23 protein-coding genes and 1 riboswitch are annotated in these 25,931 nt (G+C 65.2%); of the genes, 14 read left to right on the forward strand and 9 right to left on the reverse strand.

The genetic code is table 11. The features are described 5' to 3' along the window. Nucleotides 1-6: 6 nt before the first annotated feature. From KHN93_RS04265 to lpxC, 4 genes are all read left to right on the forward strand, one after another. Nucleotides 7-843, forward strand: a complete 837-nt coding sequence (locus KHN93_RS04265) for a cell division protein FtsQ/DivIB (protein ID WP_047126005.1) — start codon at nt 7-9, stop codon at nt 841-843. Next, nucleotides 840-2,075, forward strand: a complete 1,236-nt coding sequence (ftsA, locus tag KHN93_RS04270) for a cell division protein FtsA (protein WP_003485272.1) — start codon at nt 840-842, stop codon at nt 2,073-2,075. The genes KHN93_RS04265 and ftsA overlap by 4 nt, the downstream gene beginning before the upstream one ends. Before the next feature lie 290 nt (nt 2,076-2,365). Continuing rightward, the gene (gene ftsZ / locus KHN93_RS04275) at nt 2,366-3,604 is read left to right on the forward strand and encodes a cell division protein FtsZ (RefSeq protein ID WP_016902188.1); all 1,239 of its coding nucleotides are present in this window, start codon (nt 2,366-2,368) and stop codon (nt 3,602-3,604) included. 232 nt (nt 3,605-3,836) lie between these two features. After that, complete coding sequence (gene lpxC, locus KHN93_RS04280) at nt 3,837-4,748, forward strand: UDP-3-O-acyl-N-acetylglucosamine deacetylase (protein WP_016902189.1); 912 nt, start codon at nt 3,837-3,839, stop codon at nt 4,746-4,748. Nucleotides 4,749-4,934: 186 nt separating this feature from the next. Here lpxC and KHN93_RS04285 read toward each other — a convergent pair whose 3' ends face one another. Next, entirely contained in the window at nt 4,935-5,381 is a 447-nt protein-coding gene (locus KHN93_RS04285) for a DciA family protein (RefSeq protein WP_212579182.1), read from the reverse strand. Here KHN93_RS04285 and KHN93_RS04290 point away from each other — a divergent pair, their 5' ends adjacent. The 5 genes from KHN93_RS04290 to KHN93_RS04310 all read left to right on the forward strand — a co-directional run bounded on the left by KHN93_RS04290 (nt 5,382) and on the right by KHN93_RS04310 (nt 11,641). Beyond that, nucleotides 5,382-6,326, forward strand: a complete 945-nt coding sequence (locus KHN93_RS04290) for a M23 family metallopeptidase (RefSeq protein WP_024938331.1) — start codon at nt 5,382-5,384, stop codon at nt 6,324-6,326. 155 nt (nt 6,327-6,481) lie between these two features. Continuing rightward, on the forward strand, nt 6,482-9,220 hold the full coding sequence (gene secA / locus KHN93_RS04295; RefSeq protein WP_039523566.1) for a preprotein translocase subunit SecA: 2,739 nt from the start codon (nt 6,482-6,484) through the stop codon (nt 9,218-9,220). Nucleotides 9,221-9,672: 452 nt separating this feature from the next. Further along, nucleotides 9,673-10,041: a VOC family protein gene (locus tag KHN93_RS04300; RefSeq protein WP_016902193.1), complete on the forward strand. Its 369-nt coding sequence runs from the start codon at nt 9,673-9,675 to the stop codon at nt 10,039-10,041. A 137-nt stretch (nt 10,042-10,178) separates the two neighbouring features. Next, nucleotides 10,179-11,126 (forward strand): Nudix family hydrolase, encoded by a 948-nt coding sequence (locus tag KHN93_RS04305; protein WP_212579183.1) that lies wholly within the window; start codon nt 10,179-10,181, stop codon nt 11,124-11,126. Continuing rightward, nucleotides 11,114-11,641, forward strand: coding sequence for a P-loop nucleotide/nucleoside kinase family protein (locus KHN93_RS04310; protein ID WP_425600168.1), 528 nt, complete (start codon nt 11,114-11,116; stop codon nt 11,639-11,641). The genes KHN93_RS04305 and KHN93_RS04310 overlap by 13 nt, the downstream gene beginning before the upstream one ends. Nucleotides 11,642-11,800: 159 nt before the next feature. On the opposite strand, the gene KHN93_RS04315 is transcribed toward KHN93_RS04310, so the two are convergent. Further along, nucleotides 11,801-12,472, reverse strand: a complete 672-nt coding sequence (locus KHN93_RS04315) for a hypothetical protein (protein WP_102583929.1) — start codon at nt 12,470-12,472, stop codon at nt 11,801-11,803. 70 nt (nt 12,473-12,542) lie between these two features. Then, nucleotides 12,543-13,370: a methylenetetrahydrofolate reductase [NAD(P)H] gene (metF, locus tag KHN93_RS04320; protein WP_024938327.1), complete on the reverse strand. Its 828-nt coding sequence runs from the start codon at nt 13,368-13,370 to the stop codon at nt 12,543-12,545. A 358-nt stretch (nt 13,371-13,728) separates the two neighbouring features. On the opposite strand from metF, the gene KHN93_RS04325 reads away from it, so the two are divergent. Then, nucleotides 13,729-14,706 carry an NAD(P)H-quinone oxidoreductase gene (locus tag KHN93_RS04325; protein ID WP_104543330.1) on the forward strand — a complete coding sequence of 326 codons (978 nt, stop codon included), beginning with the start codon at nt 13,729-13,731 and terminating at the stop codon, nt 14,704-14,706. A gap of 264 nt (nt 14,707-14,970) precedes the next feature. On the opposite strand, the gene KHN93_RS04330 is transcribed toward KHN93_RS04325, so the two are convergent. Next, nucleotides 14,971-15,369 carry a VOC family protein gene (locus KHN93_RS04330; RefSeq protein ID WP_065048102.1) on the reverse strand — a complete coding sequence of 133 codons (399 nt, stop codon included), beginning with the start codon at nt 15,367-15,369 and terminating at the stop codon, nt 14,971-14,973. A 398-nt stretch (nt 15,370-15,767) separates the two neighbouring features. Here KHN93_RS04330 and KHN93_RS04335 point away from each other — a divergent pair, with 398 nt between their 5' ends. Then, complete coding sequence (locus KHN93_RS04335; protein WP_039523575.1) at nt 15,768-16,703, forward strand: Gfo/Idh/MocA family protein; 936 nt, start codon at nt 15,768-15,770, stop codon at nt 16,701-16,703. A 132-nt stretch (nt 16,704-16,835) separates the two neighbouring features. Here KHN93_RS04335 and KHN93_RS04340 read toward each other — a convergent pair whose 3' ends face one another. After that, a complete protein-coding gene (locus KHN93_RS04340; RefSeq protein ID WP_212579600.1) occupies nt 16,836-18,206 on the reverse strand; it encodes an alpha-amylase family protein in 1,371 nt (456 codons plus the stop codon). Nucleotides 18,207-18,589: 383 nt separating this feature from the next. Between KHN93_RS04340 and KHN93_RS04345 the strand changes: the two genes are divergently transcribed. Both KHN93_RS04345 and KHN93_RS04350 read left to right on the forward strand, forming a co-directional pair. Then, a complete protein-coding gene (locus tag KHN93_RS04345; protein ID WP_104555930.1) occupies nt 18,590-19,135 on the forward strand; it encodes a DUF2058 domain-containing protein in 546 nt (181 codons plus the stop codon). A gap of 57 nt (nt 19,136-19,192) precedes the next feature. Continuing rightward, nucleotides 19,193-19,750: a DUF3228 family protein gene (locus tag KHN93_RS04350; RefSeq protein WP_047128141.1), complete on the forward strand. Its 558-nt coding sequence runs from the start codon at nt 19,193-19,195 to the stop codon at nt 19,748-19,750. 210 nt (nt 19,751-19,960) lie between these two features. Here KHN93_RS04350 and KHN93_RS04355 read toward each other — a convergent pair whose 3' ends face one another. From KHN93_RS04355 to ahcY, 4 genes are all read right to left on the reverse strand, one after another. Beyond that, nucleotides 19,961-20,554, reverse strand: coding sequence for a porin family protein (locus KHN93_RS04355; RefSeq protein ID WP_039530662.1), 594 nt, complete (start codon nt 20,552-20,554; stop codon nt 19,961-19,963). Between the two features lie 203 nt (nt 20,555-20,757). Further along, complete coding sequence (locus KHN93_RS04360) at nt 20,758-21,063, reverse strand: hypothetical protein (RefSeq protein ID WP_104570388.1); 306 nt, start codon at nt 21,061-21,063, stop codon at nt 20,758-20,760. Nucleotides 21,064-21,079: 16 nt separating this feature from the next. Beyond that, nucleotides 21,080-21,328, reverse strand: coding sequence for an SHOCT domain-containing protein (locus KHN93_RS04365; protein WP_104596333.1), 249 nt, complete (start codon nt 21,326-21,328; stop codon nt 21,080-21,082). Nucleotides 21,329-21,656: 328 nt separating this feature from the next. Next, on the reverse strand, nt 21,657-23,099 hold the full coding sequence (gene ahcY / locus KHN93_RS04370) for an adenosylhomocysteinase (protein ID WP_065048092.1): 1,443 nt from the start codon (nt 23,097-23,099) through the stop codon (nt 21,657-21,659). Nucleotides 23,100-23,130: 31 nt separating this feature from the next. Continuing rightward, a riboswitch (S-adenosyl-L-homocysteine riboswitch) is annotated at nt 23,131-23,244 on the reverse strand. A gap of 189 nt (nt 23,245-23,433) precedes the next feature. On the opposite strand from ahcY, the gene KHN93_RS04375 reads away from it, so the two are divergent. Beyond that, nucleotides 23,434-25,905: a S9 family peptidase gene (locus KHN93_RS04375; protein WP_212579601.1), complete on the forward strand. Its 2,472-nt coding sequence runs from the start codon at nt 23,434-23,436 to the stop codon at nt 25,903-25,905. Nucleotides 25,906-25,931 lie beyond the last annotated feature (26 nt).

Here is a 25,931-nt window from a genome sequence, read left to right on the forward strand (position 1 = left end):
GCGCGTATGAACGCCACCCTGCGCATCCTGGCGTGGTTGCTCGCGGTGGCGCTGGTCGCGTTGCCGGTGGTGGCCGTGCTCAATGGCTGGGTCGGTGCCGAGCGTTGGCCGTTGGCGCGCTTGCGGGTGTCGGGCGACTTCAAGCGGGTGCCGGCCGAAGAGTTGCGCGCGGTGGTCCTGCCATATGCGCGCGCGGGCTTTTTCGCGGTGAAGTTGCAGAACGCGCAGGACGCCATCGCGCGCCTGCCGTGGGTGGAAAGTGCGCAGGTGCGCAAGCGCTGGCCGGACGTGCTGGAAGTGCACGTCACCGAGCACAAGCCGTTCGCGCGCTGGGGCACCGACCGCATGTTGTCCGAGCAGGGCCGGCTGTTCCGCACCCCGCCGTTGTTGAAGGATTTCAAGTTGCCGCAACTCGGTGGCCCCGACAGCAAGACCCAGGACGTGGTGGCGCTGTACAACGAATCGCGCGCGCTGTTCGCGCCGACCGGGCTGGATGTGGAGCGGCTGGAAATGGACGCGCGCGGCAGCTGGTCGCTGGGCCTGAGCAACGGCGTTCAGATCGTGATCGGCCGCGACGATGCGCGCGCGCGCCTGCAGCGCTTCGCCCGCGTGCTGCCGCAACTGGCCGACCCGCAACGCCCGATCGCGCGCGCCGACCTGCGCTACACCAACGGCTTCACAGTCGAACGACGAATGGAGAGTGGGGAATCGGGAATGGATAAGAAACCCAAGCCGGCGTCGCCCGCTGCGCCTCACGCACTTGTCCTCAATTCTCCTCGCCTCCGTGCACCGCTGTTGACCATTCCCCATTCGCTATTCCCTATTCCCGGCTTTAAGACATGAACCGCAAAGGCGACAAATCCCTCATCGTTGGACTGGACATCGGCACCTCCAAGGTCGTCGCGCTGGTCGGCGAGTACTCGCCCGGCAATCCGATCGAAGTGATCGGCATCGGTTCGCATGAATCGCGCGGTCTCAAGCGCGGCGTGGTGGTGGACATCGAATCCACCGTGCAGTCGATCCAGCGCGCGGTGGAAGAGGCCGAGCTGATGGCCGGCTGCGAGATCCGCTCGGTGTACGCGTCGATTTCCGGCAACCACGTGCAGTGCAAGAACTCGCCCGGCATCGTGCCGATCCGCGACGGCGAAGTGACCTGGAGCGATCTGGAGCGCGTGCTGGATGCGGCCAAGGCCGTGGCCATTCCTGCCGACCAGCGCATCCTGCATGCGATCCCGCGCGAGTACGTGCTGGACGATTCGCAGGAAGGCATCCGCAATCCGGTCGGCATGACCGGCGTGCGCCTGGAGGTGCACGCGCATCTGGTGGTGTGCGCGCAGTCGGCTGCGGCCAACATCACCAAGTGCGTGCAGAAGTGCGGCCTGCAGGTGGACGATCTGGTGCTGTCGTCGTTGGCCTCCAGCGTGGCGGTCCTGACCGCCGACGAGCGCGAACTGGGCGTGGTGCTGGTGGACATCGGCGCCGGCACCACCGACCTTGCGGTCTACGTGCAGGGCGCGATCTGCCACACCGCCTCGCTGCCGATCGCCGGCGACCACGTCACCAACGACATCGCGCACATGCTGCGCACGCCCACCCCGGAAGCCGAGCAGATCAAGGTGCGCTACGCCTGTGCGCTGGCGCAGCTGGCCACCGCCGAAGAAAGCATCCAGGTGCCGTCGGTCGGCGATCGCCCGCCGCGCCGCATGCCGCGACATGCGCTCGCGCAGGCGGTGCAGGGCCGTTACGAGGAAATCTTCGAAATGGTGCAGGCCGAACTGCGCCGTTCCGGTTTCGAGGAAATGGTGCGCGCCGGCATGGTGCTCACCGGCGGTGCGTCGAAGATGGAAGGCGTGGTCGAACTGGCCGAAGAAATGTTGCAGATGCCGGTGCGCGTGGGCATTCCCCAGCACGTCACCGGCCTGGGCGAAGTCGTCGGCAACCCGGTGCACGCCTCCGGCGTGGGCCTGCTGCTGATGGGCAGCCAGATCGAACACCCACGCCGCCCGTCGATCCCGACCGGCCGCGCCGGGAGCTTGTTCAAGAAATTGAAGAACTGGTATCGCGGGGAATTCTGAAGAATCGGGAATCGGGATTCGAGAATTAGTTGAAGCAAAGGCAAAGCGGTTGCGGCAGATTTGAGTGGAGAGCGGTGAGAGCGGGCAGAGCGTAGTTTTTTTGCGGTTCCGTCGAGGAAGCAGTGGTTGGCGTGGAGGTGATTCGCTGTTGCGATTCCCCATTCCCAACTTCCCATTCCCGGCATTCAAACAACAACATTCGCCGACATGCGGGTGTTGGGCTGGCGAACGGAGCAATCCGATTCCCCATTCCCGATTCCCCATTCACGGCATCTAAAGAGGACACTGACATGGCACATTTTGAACTGATCGAAAAGATGGCTCCCAACGCGGTAATCAAGGTCGTTGGCGTGGGCGGCGGCGGCGGCAACGCGGTTGCGCACATGGTCAACACCAATGTCGATGGCGTGGAGTTCATCACCGCCAACACCGACTCGCAGGCGATCAAGAACTGTGGCGCCAAGCTGCAGCTGCAGCTCGGCACCAACGTCACCAAGGGCCTGGGCGCGGGCGCCAATCCGGAAGTCGGCCGCCAGGCCGCGCTGGAAGACCGCGAGCGCATCATGGACGCGCTGCAGGGTGCGGATATGGTGTTCATCACCGCCGGCATGGGCGGTGGCACCGGCACCGGCGCAGCGCCGGTGGTGGCACAGCTGGCCAAGGAAATGGGCATCCTGACCGTGGCCGTGGTCACCAAGCCGTTCCCGTTCGAAGGCCGTCGCCGCATGCAGGTCGCGCTCAAGGGCATCGAGGAACTGAGCCAGCATTGCGACTCGCTGATCACCATCCCCAATGAAAAGCTGATCACCGTGCTCGGCCGCAACGCCACCATGATCCAGGCCTTCCGCGCCGCCAACGACGTGCTGCAGGGCGCCGTGCAGGGCATCGCCGATCTGATCGTGCGTCCGGGTCTGATCAACGTCGACTTCGCCGACGTGCGCACCGTTATGTCGGAAATGGGCCTGGCCATGATGGGCACCGGCTCGGCACGCGGCGACGATCGCGCGCAGGCCGCTGCCGAAGCCGCCATCCAGAACCCGCTGCTGGACGACGTCAACCTGGCCGGTGCCAACGGCATCCTGGTCAACATCACCGCCGGCCCGGACTTCACCATGTCCGAGTTCGACGAGATCGGCCGCACCATCGAGGCGTTCGCCTCGGAAGATGCGACCGTGGTCGTCGGCACCGTGCTTGACCCGGACATGCAGGACGAAGTGCGCGTCACCGTGGTGGCCACTGGCCTGAACCGTGCGGTTGCCCGCCAGACCCAGCGTCCGGACCAGCGCGCGCCGATCAAGCTGGTGCGCAATGCCACCACCGGCCAGCCGGAGTTCGGCGATTTCGATACCAGCGGCGGCGATGCGGTGTCCAAGGCCGTCGGCGGCAGCATGGGCCTGGGCCTGCGTCGTCCGAGCAGCGACTCGGTCGGCAGCGGCAGCAACAACGGCGGCGGTTCGGCTGCGCCGGCCGCAGACCTGCCCAACGACTACCTGGATATCCCGGCGTTCCTGCGCCGCCAGGCCGACTGAGGATCGTCGGCTGCGTCGTTACGGCGGCGCGGTCCGTTCCGCCCCGGGGTTCGCCCCGGGGGTGCAGTGCCATGTCCTTTCTGCCGGGTCGGCCACGATCCGGCAGCTTTTGCAGTGGCGTGACTCGGGGATTACAGTTCCCGTCACGCGCGACTTGTTAAAATTCAGATAATCTCTACGGATTAGACAGCCGGTTCAGCGTCTGTCTGCATTGTTCATCCAGACTTCGCATATGACCCAGCAACGCACTCTCAAGAACACCATTCGCGCCACCGGCGTCGGCCTGCATAGCGGCGACAAGGTGTACATGACGCTACGACCGGCTCCGGTCGATCATGGCGTGGTGTTCCGGCGTGTGGACCTGGAGCCAATCGTCGAAGTCCCTGCCGATGCCGAACTGGTCACCGAGACCACGCTGTGCACCGGCCTGACCTGCAACGGCGCCAAGATCCAGACCGTCGAGCACCTGATGTCGGCACTGGCCGGCCTGGGTGTGGACAATGTCATCGTCGAACTGTCCTCGGCCGAGTTGCCGATCATGGACGGTTCGTCCGGCCCGTTCGTGTTTCTGCTGCAGTCGGCAGGCATCGTCGAGCAGAACAAGGCCAAGCGCTTCATCCGCATCAAGCAGACGGTGGAAGTGCGTGAGGGCGACAAGATCGCGCGCTTCGAGCCGTACGAGGGCTACAAGCTCGGCTTCACCATCGAATTCAATCATCCGATGATCCCGGCCAAGCAGTCGCGCCAGGAAATCGAGTTCTCCACCTCGGCCTACGTCAAGGAAATCTCGCGCGCCCGCACCTTCGGTTTCATGCGCGACCTTGAATACATGCGCGAGCGCAATCTGGGCCTGGGCGGTTCGATGGACAACGCCATCGTGCTGGACGAGTTCCGTGTCCTCAACGAGGACGGCCTGCGCTACACCAACGAATTCGTGCGGCACAAGATCCTGGACGCCATCGGCGACCTGTACCTGGCCGGCGGCGCCATTCTGGGCGCCTACGAAGGCTTCAAGTCCGGCCACGCGCTCAACAACAAGCTGGTACGTGCACTGCTGGCGGATCAGGCCGCCTGGGAATGGGTCAGCTTCCCGGAAGGCACCGTGCAACCGCCGGTCACCTACGCCAGCCCCGTCTACGCCTGATGTCGGGGAATGCCGCAGTTGGCGTTCGAAGTGTGAACTGCGTCGGATTACAGGCCCGTTCTTAACTTTTATTTAAGACTTCTCTAACTCCTGCGTGGCTGAGGCCCGCTAGGATGCGTCGGGTCGTGCGCGGTCTTCGCAATTCTTTCACGCTGCGGCGGCCGCTTCGCACCAGCGGCGCGGTGCTCACCGTTTGGTGGGTGGAACATCCTGCAGGGAGGCCAGCGCATTGCGCAGGCCTCTGTGCGTGGCCTCCGAGACGGGGCGCGGACGCTCGCGATTCTGCTGCATTGGGGAATGCAGCGGGGTGGTGGTGGTCTTGATGGTCACTGCGGTGGCCTTCAGTCCGATGGATCGGGCGGCATCCAGTAATTGGGTCTCGGCAAGTCGCAACTTGGCATGCCAGACAGGTGAATCAACCAGAAAAACGAGCTGTTCGTCTCTGACATTGGCCAGCCGGCAACGGGTGGCCAGATGAGGCGGTAACAGGGGGCGCAACTGCCGGTCCAGCGCATCGAGCCACAACGCTCGGCGCAAGGGGTCGCCAGCCTTTTCACCCAACGCGGCCTCGATGGCCGGTTGTGGGACGGAAGGGTTGCGTGCGTTGGACTTGGGCTTGGACATGACACTCATATGGCGTTGAAGAAAGTTGTAATCAAATCTCGCGAAACCCGGGCGCAGCGGTTGGCCCGCCAGTTCCAGGGCTTTGCCGCGGATCGACCGATGGTAGTCCTCGGCGCCGTGCTTGGGCTGGGCATGTTGATCGGCATCGGTGCCAGCACCGCCACCGGCATGGTGACCAATTCCGCGTTGCAGGCCAAGGTTGCCCGGCAGCAGGCCGAGCTGGCCCAGGCGCAGCGCGCCTCGCAGGCGCAGGTCAACGCACTGGCTGCGCGCATGGGCGAGCTGCAGGCGCAGGCCACCCGTCTCAATGCATTGGGCGAGCGGCTGACCGAAATGGGCAAGCTGAAGGACGGCGAGTTCGACTTCGACGCCCCGGTCGGCGTCGGTGGCGGCGATGAGCCGGTCAGCGACATGCCGGTTGAGTCGCTCAAGCAGACGCTGGGGCAGGTCGAACAGCAGTTCTCCGCCTCCGGCCAGCAACTGAACGTGCTGGCCGCGCTGATGTTCGATCATCAGCTCGAGCAGAATTCGGTGCCCTCGCGGATGCCGATCCGCAACACCTACATCACCTCCGGCTTCGGCGGCCGCGCCGATCCGTTCGATGGTGGTTCGGCCTTCCACAAGGGCGTGGACTTCCACGCCAACGTGGGCGACCCGGTGATGTCGGTCGCCGACGGCGTGGTCAGCTATGCCGGCGTGCGCGGCGGCTACGGCAACGTGGTGGAAGTGGACCACGGCAACGGCTATGTGACCCGCTACGCGCACAACTCGCGCCTGGTGGTGAAGGTGGGCGACCTGGTCCGCGCCGGCCAGCAGGTGGCCCGGGCCGGATCCAGCGGGCGCTCCACCGGCGCCCACGTGCATTTCGAGGTGTGGGCGGACGGGCGGGTGGTCAATCCGCGCAAGTTCCTGGGCGATACCAACACGCCGGTAGGCCGCCGCGGGCGCGGTTGACGACGGCGCGGGCGGCGCTTGATTCGTGAAGGCCCGCCCCAAGCTACAATAGGGTGTTGCCATCGACAGGGCGCAGTGCGCCCTGTTTCGTTTACGGCGGCCGGGTCTTGGGGACCGGCGTCGGTCAAACCGTTCCTTTTCAACCGGTTTCTTCAATGATCAACAGTCTGCTTACCCGTGTCTTTGGCAGTCGTAACGAACGCCAGCTGCGCCAGCTCAACCGCCTCGTCACCCAGATCAATGCGCTGGAGCCGACGATCGAGAAGCTCTCCGACGCCGAGCTGCAAGCCAAGACCCCGGAGTTCAAGCAGCGACTTGCCGCCGGCGAGTCCCTGGACAAGATTCTTCCCGAAGCCTTTGCGGTGTGCCGCGAGGCCAGCCGCCGCGTGCTCGGCATGCGCCATTACGACGTGCAGCTGATCGGCGGCATGGTGCTGCACCTGGGCAAGATCGCCGAGATGCGCACCGGTGAAGGCAAGACCCTGGTCGCCACGCTGCCGGTGTACCTCAACGCGCTGCAGGGCGAGGGTGTGCATGTGGTCACGGTCAACGACTACCTGGCGCGCCGCGACGCCGCGCAGATGGGCAAGCTGTACAACTGGCTGGGCCTGAGCGTGGGCGTGGTGTATCCGGGCATGCCGCATAGCGACAAGCGCGAGGCCTACGGCAGCGACATCACCTACGGCACCAACAACGAGTTCGGTTTCGATTACCTGCGCGACAATATGGCGCTGTCCAAGGCCGACCGCTACCAGCGCAACCTGCATTACGCGATCGTCGACGAAGTCGACTCGATCCTGATCGACGAGGCGCGTACCCCGCTGATCATCTCCGGCCCGGCCGACGAGTCGCCGGAGCTGTACATCCGCGTCAACCGCATCGTGCCGCAGCTGACCAAGCAGGAAAGCGAAGAGGGCGAGGGCGACTTCTGGATTGACGAGAAGGGCAAGCAGGTGCATCTGTCCGAGGCGGGCATGGGCCACGCCGAAGAACTGCTGATGCAGGCCGGCATTCTCGAAAATGCCGAGGACGGCCTGTACGCCGCGCAGAACCTGAGCGTGGTGCATCACCTCAATGCCGCGCTGCGCGCGCATGCGATCTATCAGCGCGACGTGGACTACATCGTGCGCGATGGCGAGGTGGTGATCGTCGACGAATTCACCGGCCGCACGTTGAGCGGGCGGCGCTGGTCCGATGGCCTGCACCAGGCGGTCGAGGCCAAGGAAGGCGTGCCGGTGCAGCGTGAGAACCAGACGCTGGCCAGCATCACCTTCCAGAACCTGTTCCGCATGTACAAGAAGCTGTCCGGCATGACCGGTACGGCCGACACCGAAGCCTACGAATTCCAGAGCATCTACGGTCTGGAAGTGGTGGTGATCCCGACCAACCGCCCGACCGTGCGCAAGGACCATCCGGACCAGGTGTTCCTCAACCGCAAGGGCAAGTTCAACGCGGTGCTGGCCGACATCGAAGACTGCGCCAAGCGCGGCCAGCCGGTGCTAGTGGGTACCACCTCGATCGAGACCTCGGAGATGCTGTCCGAGCACCTGCGCAAGGCCGGGGTCAAGCACGAAGTGCTCAACGCCAAGCAGCACGAGCGCGAAGCCACCATCGTGGCCAACGCCGGCCAGCCGGGCGCAGTGACCATCGCCACCAACATGGCCGGTCGCGGTACCGACATCGTGCTGGGCGGTTCGCTGGAAACCGAGCTGCATGCCATGGGCGACGACATCAGCGACGAGCAGCGCCTTGCGGCCAAGACCGAATGGCAGCGTCGTCACGATGCGGTCAAGGCGGCCGGCGGCCTGCACATCATCGGTACCGAGCGGCACGAGTCGCGCCGTATCGACAACCAGCTGCGTGGCCGTGCCGGTCGTCAGGGCGACCCGGGTTCGTCGCGCTTCTATCTCTCGCTGGAAGACAACCTGATGCGCATCTTCGCCTCGGACTGGGTCCAGAAGGCGATGCGCATGATGGGCATGAAGGAAGACGACGTCATCGAAGACCGTCTGGTCAGCCGGCAGATCGAAAAGGCGCAGCGCAAGGTGGAAGCGCACAACTTCGACATCCGCAAGAACCTGCTGGACTTCGACGACGTCAACAACGACCAGCGCAAGGTGATCTACGCCCAGCGCGACGAATTGCTGGATGCCGAATCGGTCAAGGACAACGTCGACGGCATCCGTGGCGATGTGATCTACGACCTGGTCGCACGCTTCGTGCCGCCCAACTCGGTCGATGAGCAGTGGGACCTGAAGGGTCTGGAAGCCACGCTGGAATCGGAACTGGGCATGCCGCTGGCGCTGAGCGAGATGGCACGCACGCAGGAAGAACTGGACGCCGAGCAGATTGCGGCCAAGGTGCAGGCAGCGGTGGATGCGCACTTTGCCGAGAAGGAAGCGGCGGTGGGCAACGACACCATGCGCGCATTGGAGAAGCACGTGATGCTGACCGTGCTCGACCAGGGCTGGAAGGAGCATCTGGCCAAGATGGATTACCTGCGCCAGGGCATCTATCTGCGCGGGTATGCGCAGAAGCAGCCCAAGCAGGAATACAAGAAGGAAGCCTTCGAGCTGTTCTCGGAGATGCTGGAGAACGTCAAGCGCGAAGTGATCAACCTGCTGGCGCGCGTGCGCATCCGCAGCGAAGAGGAAGTGGCCGAGCTGGAAGAGCAGGAGCGTCTGCAGGCGCAGGCGCGCTTGATGGCCTCGCAGTTCCAGCATCAGGACGCCGGCGGCTACGGTGCCGACGAGGAAGTGGAACAGATGCAGGGCGGCAACGCCCCGGTGCCGGTGTCGCAGGTGACCCGCGACGAGCCCAAGGTGGGCCGTAACGATCCGTGCCCCTGCGGCAGCGGCAAGAAGTACAAGCACTGCCACGGTCAACTCAGCTGAGCTGAGTTGACCGTGGCGCAGCCCGCGAAGCGGGCTGCGCACCAGGCATCCGCTACGCGGATGCCTGGTGCACGGTCCTTGCTTCCGATTCCCGCGCCTTTGGCGCGCTCCCTTACCAAGGGGGCTCTGCTTACGGATGGGAACCGGTGGAGCTGCTGATGTGCAGGGCATGGAGTGTCGGAGGCTGGGTGCAATGCCCCGCCGGGACCTCTCACCCTTGTCCAGCTCCCCGCCAACGGCATTGCCTGCATCGTTGCCAGGCAACGACGGGACACCAACGGCATAGACGCTGGAAGCGTCCGGCGAGCTGTCTTGCGGTGGGCCTCGGCAGGGCAGGCCAGCCACACGCTGTCCATCTCTCGCGGCGCCAACGGCGCCTGCCGCATGCAGGCGTCTCCGCCGGTGCCACTGCGGGGCGTATGCTCGATGCACATCCTGCGTGGAGTGCGGTCATGGCGCTGCTGTCCAGCCAGCAATTGAAGGTGTTTGTGCCTGCACGCGACTACGCGGTGTCGCAGCGGTTCTATCGCGCGCTGGGCTTCGTGCAGGAGGACGAGGTAGGCAATGTGACCTGCTTCCGGCATGGCACGCATTGCGCATTCCTGCTGCAGGATTTCTATCTGCGCGAACTGGCCGAGAACCTGATGCTGCACCTGTGGGTGGACGATGCCGACAGCTGGTGGCAGCACGTGCACGACACCGGCCTGGGCGCGCAGTTCGGGGTGAGCTGCAGCGCGCCGGAAGATCGTCCATGGGGCGCACGCGATTTCACCTTGCACGATCCCAGCGGCGTGCTCTGGCGCATCGGGCATCCGCTGTAGGCGTGAATCGGGAATAGGGAATAGGGAATTGCAAAGGCGGGCATGGTGCGTGCTTCAACCGATTCCCGATTCCCAAATCTCCATTCCCCGCCCTCAAGCGATTGCACTGAACGTCTCACTCGCGGCACTCTTGTGCCATGCCTGATTCTCTAAGATCCATCCACGTCGTTGCCGGCGTGATCACCGACGCCCGCGGCCGCATCCTGCTGACCCGCCGTACCGAAACCCGCGACATGCCCGGCCTGTGGGAGTTTCCGGGCGGCAAGCGCGAACCTGGCGAAACCTCTGAACAGGCACTGGTGCGTGAACTCAACGAAGAGCTCGGTATCGAGGCGCAGGTCGGCGAGTGGCTGATGGACGTGCCGCAGTTGTACCCGGACAAGCGGCTGCGCCTGGAAGTGCGCCACATCACCGCATGGAAAGGCAGCCCGCGCGGCCGCGAAGGCCAGGCGATGACCTGGGTGGCCGCCGACAAGCTGGCCCGGTATTCGATGCCGCCGGCCGATGTGCCGGTGGTCGGTGTGCTGCGCCAGCCCGACCGCTATCTGATCACGCCCGAGCCGGACGATGACGCGCTGTGGCTGGAAGGTCTGGAGCGTGCGCTGCAGGACGGCATCACGCGCATCCAGTTGCGTGCGCTGCAGGCCGAACCGGCGCGCTGGCAAGCCTTGCTGCAGCAGGTGATGCGCCTGCGCGGCCGTGCGCGCGCGCAACTGCTGCTCAACCGCGACATCGCACTGGCCAGCGAACTCGGCATCGGCGTGCACCTGGGTTCGGAGCAACTGGCCAGCCTGCAGCAGCGCCCGTTGCCGGCCGAGCAGCTGGTCGCCGCCTCCTGTCACGGGTTGGAAGATCTGCGCCACGCACAGCGTCTTGGCTGCGATTTTGCGGTGCTGGGCCCGGTGCAGGCGACCGCGTCGCATCCGGGTGCGACACCCTTGGGATGGGATGGGTTCGAACGCCTGCGCGAGCAGGTCTCCTTGCCGATCTACGCACTCGGTGGCATGCAGGTCGACGACCTGCGCGAAGCCCGTTCGCATGGCGCGCAAGGCATCGCGGCGATTCGCGCGCTGTGGCCGCAGTGACCCTGCAGTCAGCGATCCTGGTGGTGTTCGGCGGATTGCCGGGCGTCGGCAAGAGTTCCATTGCCCGGGCGCTACTGACGCAATGCACTGGGTTTTATTTGCGTATCGATACGATCGAGCAGTCACTACGCGAAAGTGGTGCACTCGCCAACGACGTCGGAGCAGCCGGCTACATGACCGCCTACGCACTTGCCGAGGCCAATCTGCAGCAGGGTCACGTGGTGGTTGCCGATTGCGTGAACCCGTTGCCGGTCACCCGTGAAGCGTGGCGCGATGTAGCGCGTCGCACACGGAGCCGTTTGCTGGAGATCGAGGTAGTGTGCAGCGATCGCAACGTGCATCGGCAGCGCGTGGAATCGCGGCAAAGCGACGTGGTCGGATTGCGCGTGCCGGGGTGGGCCTCCGTGCTCGCGCATGATTACGTGGCCTGGACCGAGCCGCACTGGGTGATCGACAGCGCCGTGCTGAGCCCGCAGCAGGCGGTCACGCAGATCATGGGCCGGCTTGTCGCATAGCCTGCAAGCGTTACCTATGAGGCATGAGGTTCGGGGTCTCTGAGCCGATACGCTCACTGCCTCGCAGCCCACACCACCATCGTCACCATCACCGATTGCCGGGGCAATGCGCCGTCGCATGTACTTGGCCGCTGCAATCCGCTTACGCCGGGCGCTGCGCTAAAACGTCACCCAGAAGCAGTTGTACTGCCGGCGCAGCCGCAACACGCTGCTTGCGGGCGCACCGCTGGCGAGGTTCTGTTCCAGGCGCAGGCCCCAGGGGCGCGGGCGGCTTGGCGGTGCCGGGAGTGGGGCGTCGATGGCGCTGCCGTCCAGGGATGGAGCCGCTGCCGTGCCGGCATCGGCTTCCCAGGTTGGCGGATCGCGTTGCGGGTACATCGGCACGATGTCCAGCAATGGGCGTTGCACGATCGCTTCCAGCCGGCTCAGCACTTGGTTGGCAGCGGCGTCGGACTGGCCGCTCCACAGGTAGAGGCTGGAGAGCCGATTGACGTCGCGGCTGTCCACCGCCAGTTGCAGCAACGACACCAGCTCGCTCAGCCGGCGCGGGCAGCCGTAGCGATACAGGCCGGTGTTGCCCTGCGTGCGCGTGGCCGGCGGCGCGCGCGCCGCAGCGCCGACATCTTCGCAGCGGCGGTCGGTGAACATGGTCTGCCCGTCCGCTGTCACGCAGCGACGGATCTCCTGCGCCTGCACGCGCGTGGCCGGGCACAGGCAGAACAGCAGTAACAATGGCAGCAGGAGGCGAGGCATCGGCGCAGCGTAACGGGGCCTGCGTGAGCCGGCGAGCAACGCGCCGGGACCGTGGCAGCTTGCACGGCGTTTGCGCATCACGCGCGCGCTTGCTGATGATGTGCCCGCATAGATACGCCTGCCGAGGGCATGGCTGCGAGCGGCTGGCTCAGCGCCCGAGCAGCTGCAGCACCTGCGTGGTCGGCTTGGCCAGGTTGAGCGTGTAGAAGTGCAGGGCAGGCGCGCCACCGGCGATCAGGCGCTCGCACACGGTGGCGACCACTTCCGCACCGAAGGCGCGCACCGCATCGGCATCGTCGCCGTAGGACTGCATCTTCTTGCTGATCCAGCGCGGAATTTCTGCACCGCACTGCTCGGAAAAGCGCCGCAACTGCGAGAAATTGGAGATCGGCATGATGCCGGGGATGATCGGGATCTCCACGCCCATGCGCTGCACGGCGTCGCGGAAATGAAAGTACGCGTCGGCGTTGTAGAAATACTGGGTGATTGCGGCATCGGCGCCGGCATCCACCTTGGCCTTGAAGTAACGCAGATCGCTCAGCGCGTCGGTCGCCTGCGGATGGGTTTCCGGATACGCACCCACCTCGATCCGGAACGCATCGCCGTGTTCGGCGCGAATGAAGGCGATCAGGTCCGAGGCGTAACGCAGGTCGCCGGGATGGCCCATGCCCGAGGGCAGATCGCCGCGCAGCGCGACGATGCGGGTACAGCCGATCGCGCGATACAACTTGAGCAGCTCGCGGATCTCCTGGCGGCTGCCGCCGACGCAGGACAGGTGCGGGGCGGCTTCGAAACCGTGCTTCTGCTTGAGGTGACGCACCGTCTCGGAGGTGTAGCTGAGCGTGGAGCCGCCGGCACCGAAGGTGCACGACACGTACTCCGGCGCATAGCCCTTCAACCTGGCCGCCGTGCGGTCCAGCTGGGCGCGCTGGTCGTCGGTCTTGGGCGGGTAGAACTCGAAACTGAGATGCGTCATCGCGGCGGGTCCGGCAGATCGTACTGGCATAATATCGCTTCATCGCGATGAATGCATATTTGGTTGCGGGTGCCCTGCATTCGGTTACCTCGCGTGCTGTCAGCGGAAGGACGGCGCGATCTGCGGGGACCTGCAGGCGCTTGCCGCGCGGCGGCGAGTGAAGCCTCGCATCGACCAGGTGAACCGCTTCTGTTGCAGCACTGGTTTCACGCGTGATGCCGGCCATCGCGTCATTGCCTGCCGTGAGTTGTGGAGACAGTGGTTGCGCCGCGCTTGCGTGCCATGTCGCGACCGGGCTTGCGCCGGACGTTGACGCAGGCGGCTCTACACTGGGCGCACTTTCTACGGAGTGCTGCGCATGAGCGATACCACGATGACTGCAATCGCCATCCGCGATGGCAAGGGCGATGCGGATGCGCTGTACGCCAGCGAGCAGCCGCGCCCGCGTCCTGCGCCGGGGCAGGTGCTGATCCGCGTGCATGCGGCCGGGATCAATCGTCCCGATCTGCTGCAGCGTGCCGGCCACTATCCGCCGCCGCCCGGCGCGCCGCAGACGCTCGGGCTGGAAATCGCCGGCGAGATCGTGGAGCCGGCCGGTCGCTGGAAGGTGGGCGATCGGGTGTGTGCACTGCTGGGCGGTGGCGGATACGCACAGTACGCAGCGGTCGACGCGCGGCATGTGCTGCCGATTCCGCCGGGCATGGATCTGGCGCATGCCGCGGCGCTGCCGGAAACCATCTTTACCGCGTACACCAACCTGTTCGAGCACGGCCGGCTGGCGGCCGGGGAATGGCTGCTGCTGCACGGCGCCACTTCCGGGATCGGTGTGACTGCGATCCAGATGGCCAAGGCCGCCGGTGCACATGTGCTGGCGACCGCGCGTTCGGCGGGCAAGGCGGCGCAGGCGCGCGAACTGGGTGCCGATGTAGCGATCGATTCCACCACCGAATCGTTCGTCGATGTGGCCAAGGCGCACGGCGGGGTGGATGTGTCGCTGGACATGGTGGGCGCTGCGGTATTCGCCGACACCCTGGAGGCGCTCAACCCACGCGGGCGCATCGTCTACATCGCCTCGCAGGCCGGCTCGACCATCGAGGTGCCGATCCCGCTGCTGATGCGCAAGCAGGCCATCCTCACCGGCTCGACGCTGCGCCCGCGCAGTGCCGACGAAAAGGCGCGACTGGCCGCGGAAGTGGAGCGCGTGGTGTGGCCGTGGATCGCGCAGGGCAAGTTGCGCGTGCTGCTCGACAAGCGCTTCCCGCTCAACGAAGCCGCTGCAGCGCACCGCTATCTGGAGCAGGGCAGCCACCTGGGCAAGGTCGTGCTGGAGATGTGAGCGCATGTGGCCAACTGTCTGTCCTGCGAACTCAGGTCAGACAGGTGGCGACGCGGAAGTTTCTGGGCGTGGCATTGCTTGCATCCACCATGGCGGTGCGCAGCGCGTGCATCGCGTGCGCGGAGACGTGAATCTGCCGGCCTCTGCGCGGTTGCCAGTGGTCAGCGCCAGTGCGCCAATGGCGCCGGAGCGCATTCTGCAGATCAGTCTCGTGCTCAAGCCTCGCACAAATGCAGCCGCGCAACTGTAGACAAGCGCCCGCGCTCAGACCGTCGTGTTGACCACCGCTTCGAGGTGGTGCCCGTCGGGATCGATGACGAACGCAGCGTAGTAACCGTCGCCGTAGTCCGGCCGCAGGCCGGGCGCGCCGTTGCAGCTGCCGCCGTGCTGCAGCGCGGCCAGATGGAAGGCATCGACCGCCGACGCATCGCTGGCGGCGAACGCCAGATGGAAGCCGGCCCCCGGCGCGCATTGCGCAGCCTGGCGCTGCTTCAACGCCAGGCTGTCATCGCCGCCAGGCCGACCGTAACCGACCGCCTGATCGAGCGTGCCCGGCTCCAGGTCGGACCACACCCGTACATAACCGAGTGCGGCAAGTACGGCGTCGTAGAAGGCGGCCGACGCCTCGATCGTGCGGACGCCCAGCGAAAGGTGATGCAACATCGGTGTGATCCTTCAAAGGGGCAGTAGATCCGCGTGCCGGCGGCGATCGTGGTCCATGCCCGCCCACGCGTCAATTGACGTGTCGGCAGGATTGGCCGGGCCGCGTGCGCTTTTTGATCCTGAGATACGCCGTCTTCAGCTGGTTGCGGCACGCCGGCCGACACATTAGCAGTGGTGCCGCCATAACAACCCAGCGATGGCTGCCTTTGCACGGCCACCGGGCGGCGCAGGTATAGCAAAACAAGCAGGAGCGATGTCTCGCAGCGAACCGCAGCCTGACCTTACACTGCGCCGTTGCGTGCGCTGCTGCAGCGCGCCGCTGCACCAGTCTCCGTGCATGTGCCCGAAACGGGCGATCGCGCGGGTCCCGCCACGTCTCTATCAGCCCGAAGGTTTCGATGAAGCATCCAGACGCATTGCGCATTGCCCTTGTCGGCATCGGCAAGATCGCCCGCGACCAGCACGTGCCCACCATCGCCGCGCGTGCCGATGTGCAGCTGGTGGCCACGGTGAGCCGGCATGGTACGGTCGATGGAGTGCCGGCCTACCACAGCCTGGAAGAGGCCTTCGCGGCGCATCCGCAGATTGAAGCGGTGGCGCTGTGCACGCCACCGGTCGGGCGGCACGCGCAGGCACAGGCCGCGCTGGCCGCCGGGCGCCATGTGTTCCTGGAAAAACCCCCGGCCGCCACCCTGGCCGAGATCGACGATCTGCGCGCGTTGGCGCAGCGTGCGCAACGCAGCCTGTTCACCAGCTGGCATTCGCGCTGCGCCGCTGCCGTGGAGCCTGCGCGGGCGTGGCTGGCCGACAAGCAGATCCTGCGCGCGCACATCACCTGGAAGGAAGACATTCGCCATTGGCACCCGGGCCAGGACTGGATCCTGGAGCCGGGCGGCATGGGCGTGTTCGACCCCGGCATCAATGCGCTGTCCATCGTCACGCATCTGCTGCCGCGCCCCTTCGCGCTGCGCGAAGCGGAGCTGCACACGCCGGAAAATCGCCAGGCACCGCTGTACGCCAGGCTCGGTTTTGTCGATACCGCAGGGGTGCCGGTGACGGCGGAACTGGATTTTCTGCAGACCGGCCATCAGCGCTGGGATATCGAAGTGGACACCACCGATGGCCTACTCATGCTCAGTGAGGGCGGTGCCAGGCTCAGTATCGATGGCCAGCCGCAGCCAGTGGAAGCCGCCGGCGAATACGACGGCTTGTACCGGCGTTTCGTGCAGCTGGTGCGCGCCGGCGAATCGGAGGTGGATGTCACCCCGTTCGTGCATGTGGCCGATGCGTTCATGCTCGGCGCGCGCAAGGTCACCGCGCCGTTCGCCTGGTAGCCGGTCGCACCATCCAACCTGTTGCAGCATCCACAACACCGGCGATAAGCCGGTGTTTTTTGTGTCAAAGGCCGGGTGTCTTTACGATCGGGCTTCAACCACGCTGCGGACGCCTCGTGCTGGCCAGACAGCTCAGCGGCGCCACATGCGTGCACCGCGCGCCGGCAGCGTGAAGGTGTAGGAGCCGCTGGAAATGCGCACCACGCTGCCCGAGCCCAGTGCATCCACATAATCCGCATTCCAGTACAGCACGCTGCCATTCATCGCCACGGTGGTGGTGACCGGATTGCCGCACTTGTTGATGCCGACGATGCCCAGGCTGCCGCGCCGGAACAGCACATGGCAGGAGCTGGACGACAGCACCTGCATGTCGCTGCCTTGCACGCCGTTGTGGAAGCCGATCATGCGGCGCAGGTCGTCGCGCAGATAGGCGTTGACCCAGCGGTTGTCGCCGCTTTCGTTGTTGTCGGTGTAGACCATCGGCATGCCGCCGTTGCGGCCGATCAGATACGCGTATGCCAGCGTCTCGTCGACGGGGTCGAGGATGGCGTAGCGGAAGCCGGCATTGTTGGGGATGTCGTGGGTGACGGCGAAGGTCACCGCGCGATTGCCCGGCAACGCCTGTCCGGTGGACGCGGGATCCACCAGCTGCTGCAGGCTGGCGCCAATGGCGAATGCATTGCGTACCGCGTTGAACAACGGGAAGTCATAGGCCGCATGCGGCGTGGACTGCAGGTACGGCGCCAGGAACTGGTCGTAATCGCCATTGCCGCTGCCGCCGCCGGTGATCACTTCGCCGAATACATACACGCCGGAACGAATGCCCGCATCGAAGACCCGATTGAGATGGTCAAAGCTCATATGCTTGGCCGCATCGACACGGAAGCCGGTCACACCCAGGCCCTTCAGCGCTTGCAGATAGGCGCGCTGCTGCTGCACCACCCAATCGTTGCCGACCAGGTCGGGCAGGCCCGGATCGCTGCCGCCACCGCAGATGCGATAGGTGCGCACCTGGTAGGCGTCGTTGTAGTTGGTGATGCACTGGGCCGGACCGAAATCGCTGGCGCTCAGGAAATTCGATTGCAAGGTGCCGAACAGACGCAAGGTGTCGTAACGGCCTGGATTCGCAGCGTATTGCGCGAGCACGGCGCTGCCGGGGTAGTTGAGATCCGAACGTGTCGCCGCCTCGTTGGCCATGTGGTTGAGCACCACATCGGCATAGGTTTCCACGCCGTTATTGGCCAGCGCCTGTACCATGCGCGAGAACGCGGCGGTGTCGCCCAGCGGGCCATCGATCACGCGCAGATCCTGCGGCTGGTAGCGTGCCCACCACGCGCTGCCTTGCGAGCGATAGGCGGGAGCGACCAACACCTTGCGATAGCCGGAATCGGCAATCTGCTTGGCGCGTGCTTCCACGGTGGCATACGGCCAATTGAAGGCATGCAGGATCACATCGGCCTGCACATTGGCGGTGGTCAGCAGCAGCACCAGCGCGGCGAGCAGCAGCCGCGAGCTGCGTTGAAGCCGTGAGGGTGGGGGTGGAGTGTGCGTATCGCGCATCGGATGGATCTCCAGTCGGTAAGCGCGAGCACACGCATGTTGCGCGATACCCGCATCAAGGCCTCCGGCCCCTGTTCCGGAAAGCGCGCGCACGGCGTGCAGCGCGCGGTGATGCTAAGCGTGCATCGCGGCGCAACATCGCTGTTGTGCATACGTATTCAATGCGAGTACCTGCAAAAACCCCGATGCAGGTCGCGCTTTGCGCGGTGCCGGTGAATCGCGGTACCGCGGCACTGCGCGGTGCTGCAGCCGGGGCGGGCTTGGGCAGTCAGGCTGGGTGGCGCGGGGCGCGGTAAACTGGGCGCACATTCACCGGCTCCCCTCCCATGCGCAATCCGCTGCAAGAACAACTGCTCAAGGCCGGCCTGGTCAAGAAGGCCCAGGTGGACAAGGTCGCGCGCGAGCAGAACAAGCAGCGTCATGCCAAGGGCGCGGCCGTGGCACCGGCCGAGGTCGACAAGGTGGACGCGGCGCGGCTACAGGCCGAGCGCGCCGAGCGCGATCGCGCGCTGGCCGAAGAACGCAAGCTGCAGCTGCGGCGGCAGGAAGTGCTGGCCCAGGTCCGGCAGATCGTGGAGACCAACAAGGTCAAGCGCGATGGCGAGATCGACTACCGCTTCAACGACGGCAGCGTCATCCGCAGCGTGCTGGTCAATCCCACGCTGCGCAGCCAGCTGGCCAGCGGGGCGCTGGTGATCGTGCGGCATGGCGATGGCTTCGAGCTGATTCCGCGCGCCGCCGCCGACAAGGTCTACAGCCGCGATGCGGACGCTGTGGTGCTGGATCATGGCCGTAGCAGCACGCCATCGGCGCCGGACAGCGACGACGATTATTACAGCCAGTTCAAGGTGCCGGACGATCTGATCTGGTAAGTGGCCGCATGGCAGGGCTGCAGGCTACCCTGGCGTTCTTTGCCACCCACCACCGTCATGTCCATCGTTCTCACACCGTTTGCCCGCACCCGTCTGTTTCCCCGCGATGGTCGTCGCAACGCCATCCAGGATTGCACGCCCGAGCAGTTCATCCAGCGGCTCAATGAAGAGGCGCCGGTGCGTGTGATCGAAGGCTATGCGCCGTTTTGTCAGCTGCATGTGCACCGCAACTGGACCTCGACGCGCTGCCTCACTGCGCCGATCACCGACGACAACCGCCACCAGCTGCGCTCCGGCTACGAGGCACGCAGCACGCAGGAATTGCCGGTGCTGGTGCGCTGGTTCGAAGGTGTGGAGCCACCGGTGGCGACGTATCTGCTGCCGATCCTGTATAGCCGCGATCAGCTGGCCAAGGAGGGCGCGCCGATCGACGCCGACTGGGGCGTGGTCGGTTGCCTCTACACCACCGAGCCGGAAGAAATTCCGATGGCGCCCATCACCATGCTGCGCAATGCACTGGGCGTGGAAGAGGGCGGCTCCGGTGTGGCACTGGACCGCGATGCCTACCGGCGCAGCGTGGCGTTCTGGGAACGCAATGCGAACTGGCGGCCGTAGCAGGTAGATGGCTCGCTTCGTATCGTGGGATTTTCCCGTGCTAGGGAAAGCAGCGCTGCTCTTGAACTCCGGCGTGGCGGCGGCGCGGTGCCGCTTCGCCGCCATCGGCGCATCCTTTCGTCGAGCGTGACACGTGGTTGCTCGTATGGCTGCAGAGTCGAGCTGCGTCTGCTGTTTCGGACTCGCCGCAGCTCGACATGCTGATGGCTGTCAGAACCGGTACTCGGCATTCACCGATGCCATGTCGGTGCTCAGATCGACATCGAATTTCTTGGCGTTGTAATGGTCGTAGTTGGCGCCGATGCTGAAGTGCTCGCCCAGGTTGTAGCCCACGCCGGCGCCTGCATACCACGACAGCTTGTCCAGGTCGGAGCGGTCGGACACAGTGTCATTGCGCAGGCCCTGGCCCTTCCAGCCATACAGCCCGCCGCGCATGCTGGCGTACCACCTGTCGCCCAGTGCGAAGCGTTGATTCAGGCCAACGGTCCAGCCATGCAGCTGGCTTTCGTCTTCCACGACGGCATCACCGTTGAACAGGTTTTTCGCCTGGATATTGCCAAGATCGTTGTAGCCAGCTTCCAGGCCAATCGATAACCACGGAAACAGCACGTTCCAGCGATACCCGGCGGCAATGTTGTAGCCGGTAGCGCTGCCATCGTAGGGCCCGCTCTTGAGCGAGGTGCGGCCGACGCCGCCGTTGACGAACCAACCCGCACCGTCACCGGATGCGGACTGCGCAAAGACATCGGGTGCGGCCGTCAATGCCAGCGCCGAGAGCGCCAACGTGAGCATGCGTTTGTTCATGACAAATTCTCTTGAAAGTGCGAATGCGGTAAGGAATCACCAACGCACGCCATGACTGGGCGCAAGCGTTGCAGCGCCATAGTGGTCAGCGGAATTTGGAAAGTTATTAGCCGCAGGCGTATGTGCAGCAGCCGACATTCTCAAGCGCAGCCTTGCGTGGATTGCACCTGGCGAGCTGCCGGCAACCCTGGCGCTGATGCGTGCTAGCCGACGCCGAGCACGGGCATGTCCGGGGCGACCCATACGACGGTAGTGATCGCGCCTTGTACCAGTCCCTGATCCCTGAGCTGCGCAAAGACGGCCGCCGGCGGCCAACCCGCAGGTGCGTCGGCAAAGGGAATCTGCAGTGACTGCAGCAGGCTGAGGATTTCGGAAAGTTCTTCAGGGCTCTTGAAGCTCAGACTGATGCGGTCTTGCATCGAAGTGCCACGCGTCAGCAATCGCTGGCGCATGGCACTGTCGCAGATCACATGGACATGTTGATCCAGGACAGCGGAAACATGGTTCATGCGTTGCAGCCGCTGCTCAGATCTCGCTGAGGATATGGCTGCGGCGCTGTTGGTATTCCGCGTCCGTGATCAACTGCTGCGACCTCAGCGTGTCCAGCTCCAGCAGTCTGGCTTGAGCGCTCTTTGGCGCTGCTGACCCTGTCGTTGCCACAGTCGATTTGGGCGACGCGCGCTTTGCGACCCAGACGATCAGGCTGATCACGGCAGCGATGCTGCAGAAGAAGAAAAGAACGATGATCCAGTGCCAGATGCTGAAGCCGCCCATGTTGGTTCCTTTTGACGATGGGTGTTACGTAGTGGTTGACCAGTCTTGTTGCCACGCAGGTAAGCCGCAAGCCTTGCGCGAGTATCGTACACGGCAACAGCTGCCATGCCGACGGCAACGCTGTCTGGCGTGCTGGATTCCATGGTGTCTTGCTCGAGGCGTTGCATCCATGCGATGCATGTCGATGCCGCATGGCACGAACGCAGATTGGTCGCTATGTGGGTCCGCTTGCACGTGGCGCCATCCAGCATCCTGCAAAAAAAACGGGCGCCTTGCGGCGCCCGTTCTGTTCAAGCGGTGACATCCGGGCAATCGGCCGCCCGGTTGATCAGTAGCGGTAATGATCCGGCTTGTACGGGCCGGCCACGTCCACGCCGAGGTAGTCGGCCTGGTCCTTGGTCAGGGTGGTCAGCTTGACGCCGATCTTCTCCAGGTGCAGACGCGCGACTTCTTCGTCCAGGTGCTTGGGCAGGATGTAGACCTTCTTCTCGTAGCTGTCGCGCTTTTCCCACAGGTCGATCTGCGCCAGGGTCTGGTTGGCGAACGAGTTGGACATCACGAAGCTCGGGTGGCCGGTGGCGCAGCCCAGGTTGACCAGGCGGCCGTCGGCCAGCAGGAAGATCGCATTGCCGTTGCCGAACACGTACTTGTCGACCTGCGGCTTGATGTTGATCTTTTCCACGCCCTTGAGTGCGTTCAGCGCATCGACCTGGATCTCGTTGTCGAAGTGGCCGATGTTGCAGACGATGGCCTGATCCTTCATCGCCTGCAGGTGCTCGACGGTGATGATGTCCTTGTTGCCGGTGGTGGTGACGTAGATGTCGCCGCGGCCCAAGGTGGATTCGATGGTGTTGACCTCGAAGCCTTCCATCGACGCCTGCAGGGCGCAGATCGGGTCGATCTCGGTGACGATCACGCGGGCACCGTAGGCACGCAGCGAGGCAGCGCTGCCCTTGCCGACGTCGCCGTAGCCGCAGACCACCGCGACCTTACCGGCCAGCATCACGTCCATCGCGCGCTTGAGGCCATCGGCCAGCGACTCGCGGCAGCCGTACAGGTTGTCGAACTTGCTCTTGGTGACCGAGTCGTTGACGTTGATGGCCGGGATCAGCAGCTTGCCGGCTTCGGCGATCTGGTACAGGCGGTGCACGCCGGTGGTGGTCTCTTCGGAGACGCCCTTCCAGTCCTTGACCACGCGGGTCCAGTAACCCGGACGCTCGACGGCCACGCGCTTGAGCAGCGCCTTGATCACGCCTTCCTCGTGCGAGGAGGCCGGCTCGTCGACCCAGGTGCTGCCATTTTCGAGCTCATAGCCCTTGTGGATCAGCAGGGTGACGTCGCCGCCGTCGTCCACCACCAGCTCCGGGCCGGTCTGGGTGCCGTCGGGCAGGGTGAAGGTCAGCGCGTCCAGGGTGCAATCCCAATACTCTTCCAGCGTCTCGCCCTTCCAGGCGAACACCGGCGTGCCGGAGGCGGCGATCGCGGCGGCCGCGTGGTCCTGGGTGGAGAAGATGTTGCACGAGGCCCAGCGTACGTTGGCGCCGATGTCCTTGAGCGTTTCGATCAGCACCGCGGTCTGGATGGTCATGTGCAGCGAGCCGGTGATGCGTACATCCTTCAGCGGCTTGGTCTGCGCATGCTTGCGGCGGATCGACATCAGGCCCGGCATCTCGTGCTCGGCGATGTCCAGCTCCTTGCGGCCCCAATCGGCCAGGGAGAGGTCGGCGATCTTGTAATCGTCATGTGGGGCGATTTTCGTGACAGCGTTCATGCAATAGCTCCGGTAAGCAGACCAATGTCTGCAATGCGGGGCGCCGTTGAACGATGAATGCTTGTCGAGCCTGGCCGTATTTCCTGCACTTTTCATGCAGTTGGCGGATCAGTCCGCCATACCGGTCGCAGCGCCCCTCGACGAGAGCGTTGATTATATCGGCAGCAACCCCCTCCGGCATGAATTGGCCGGCTTGAAGTGGCACGCGCCCCAACCAACGGCAGGGGAGCGGGGGAGCGTGTGGCTGCTATGGTCCGGAGTCGATCGACACTGGGGATGGACAATGCAGGCGACACCCGATGCACGGCACGGCAGGCGGCAACAGCGATGGGCCCTGGCAGGCGTACTGGCGCTGAGCGCACCACTGGCTGCGGCCGCAGCCGTCGCGCCGGCTGGCCCGCCTGCCGCTGCGGCAAGCACTGGCTACCAACTGCCCTCCAAGGCGCTGCAGGCAGTGGTGGATGCCCCGCGCGCGCCGCTGCTGCACCTGTCGCCCAAACGCGACCTGGGCGCGATGGTGCAGTTGCCGGCGTTGCCTGACATCGCCGAGGTGGCCCAGCCCGAACTCAAGCTGGCCGGCCTGCGCATCCATCCCAAAACCTTCGCCAGCAGCCGGTTCTCCTTTGCCGACAAGCTGTGGCTGCTGTCGGTGGCCGACGGCAGCGAGCGGCAGATCGCCGGGCTGCCGTCACCACTGTCGCTGGCCACGTTGAGCTGGTCGCCGGATCAGCGCTACCTGGCGTTCCGCCGCGAGGACGCGGCCAGCGGTGCCAACGAGCTGTGGCTGGTGGACGTGGCGGCCGGGCAGGCGCGGCGTCTGGTGGCCGGTTTGAACACCAGCGTCAACGACGATCTGCGCTGGTTGCCCGATGGTAGCGGTCTGCTGCTGCAGCAAGTGGCCGGGCAGGGCGCGCCGCCCACCCGCGATGCGGTGCCCGACGGCCCGGCGATCCAGCAGACCAGCGCCGCTGCCGGCGTGCGCTCGCTGCCGACCTATCAGGACCTGCTGCGTAACGAGGCCGATGCGCGCGTGTTCGAGTATTACGCCACCGGCCAGCCCATCATCGTCAGCGTGAGCGGGCAGGTGCGCCCGATCGCCACGCCCGGCATCTATCTCAATCTGTCGGTGTCGCCGGATGGCCGTTACATCCTGAGCGAACGCAGCGAGCGGCCGTTCTCGTATCTGGTGCCGGTGGACAACTTCGCGCGCCGTATCGAAGTGCTGGACCTGCAGGGCAAGCTGGTACGCCAGATCGCCAGGCTGCCATTGGTGGAAGGCCTGCCGACCGGCAACGATGCCGTGCCCGCGGGCGTGCGCGACATCGCCTGGCGCGTTGATGCGCCGGCCACGCTGGTCTGGGCCGAGGCGCAGGACGGCGGCGACCCGGCACGCGAGAGCAAGATCCGTGATGCGGTGCTGATGCAGGCTGCGCCATTTACGCGTGCGCCGGTCACGCTGGCGCAACTGGGCAGCCGCTTCGAAGGCATCCAGTGGGGCCGCGGCGATCTGGCCATCCTCAGCGAAAGCTGGTGGAAGACCCGCCGCACCAAGCAGTGGCGCATTGCACCGGACCAGCCGCAGCGCGCGCCCGAATTGCTCTGGGACCGCTCCTCGCAGGACCGTTACAACGATCCCGGCACGCCGGCGACCGTGGCCGACGGCAAGGGCCGCACCCTGCTGCAGACCGGCGCCGATGGCAACAGCCTGTTCCTGCTCGGCAAGGGCGCCTCGCCGGAAGGCGACCGTCCGTTCGTGGATCGCTTCGATCTGCAGAGCAAGCGTGCCACGCGCCTGTTCCATTCGCAGGCGCCGAGCTATTCCGCACCGCTGGCATTGCTGGATGCGCAGGGCACGCAGTTGCTGCTCAGCCGCGAGTCGCCCGAGGAGCCGGCCAACTATGTCGTGCAGGCGCTGGGTGATGCAGCGCCTGCGCCGCGTGCGTTGACGCATTTCGCCCATCCGCTGCCGCAGTTGCGTGGCGTGCAGAAGGAGCAGATCCGCTACAAGCGCGCCGATGGTGTGGACCTCACCGCCACGCTGCTGCTGCCGCCGGGCTATGACTCCAAGCGCGACGGACCGCGGCCGCTGCTGATGTGGGCCTATCCGGGCGAGTTCAAGAGTGCCGACACCGCCAGCCAGGTCACCGACTCGCCTTATCGCTTCAATGCGATCAGCTACTGGGGGCCGCAGGCGTTTCTGGCGATCGGCTATGTGGTGCTCAACAACCCGACCATGCCGATCGTCGGCGAAGGCGATGCCGAACCCAACGACACCTATGTGCCGCAGCTGGTCGCCGATGCGCAGGCCGCGGTGGACGAAGTGGTGCGGCGCGGGATCACCGACCGCGAGCACATCGCCATCGGCGGGCATTCCTACGGCGCCTTCATGACCGCCAACCTGCTCGCGCACACGCGGCTGTTCAAGGCCGGCATCGCGCGCAGCGGGGCCTACAACCGCACGCTCACCCCGTTCGGATTCCAGGCCGAGGAGCGCAACTACTGGCAGGCGCAATCGGTGTATCAGGCGATGTCGCCGTTCAACTACGCCGACAAGATCAAGGATCCGCTGCTGTTGATCCATGGCCAGGACGACAACAACACCGGCACCTTCCCGATCCAGAGCGAGCGCATGTTCGCCGCGATCAAGGGCCTGGGCGGTAACGCGCGGCTGGTGCTGCTGCCCAACGAATCGCATGCGTACCGCGCGCGGCAGTCGATCCTGCAGATGCTGGCCGAGAGCGAGCAGTGGTTGAAGACCAATCTCGGCGAGCCGCTGAAGGAGACCGGCGCTACGCGCACGCGTTGATCGATGGTGCGCTGGCACCGGTAGGA

The sequence above is a fragment of the Xanthomonas arboricola pv. juglandis genome (assembly GCF_905367715.1).
GTDB lineage: Bacteria > Pseudomonadota > Gammaproteobacteria > Xanthomonadales > Xanthomonadaceae > Xanthomonas > Xanthomonas arboricola.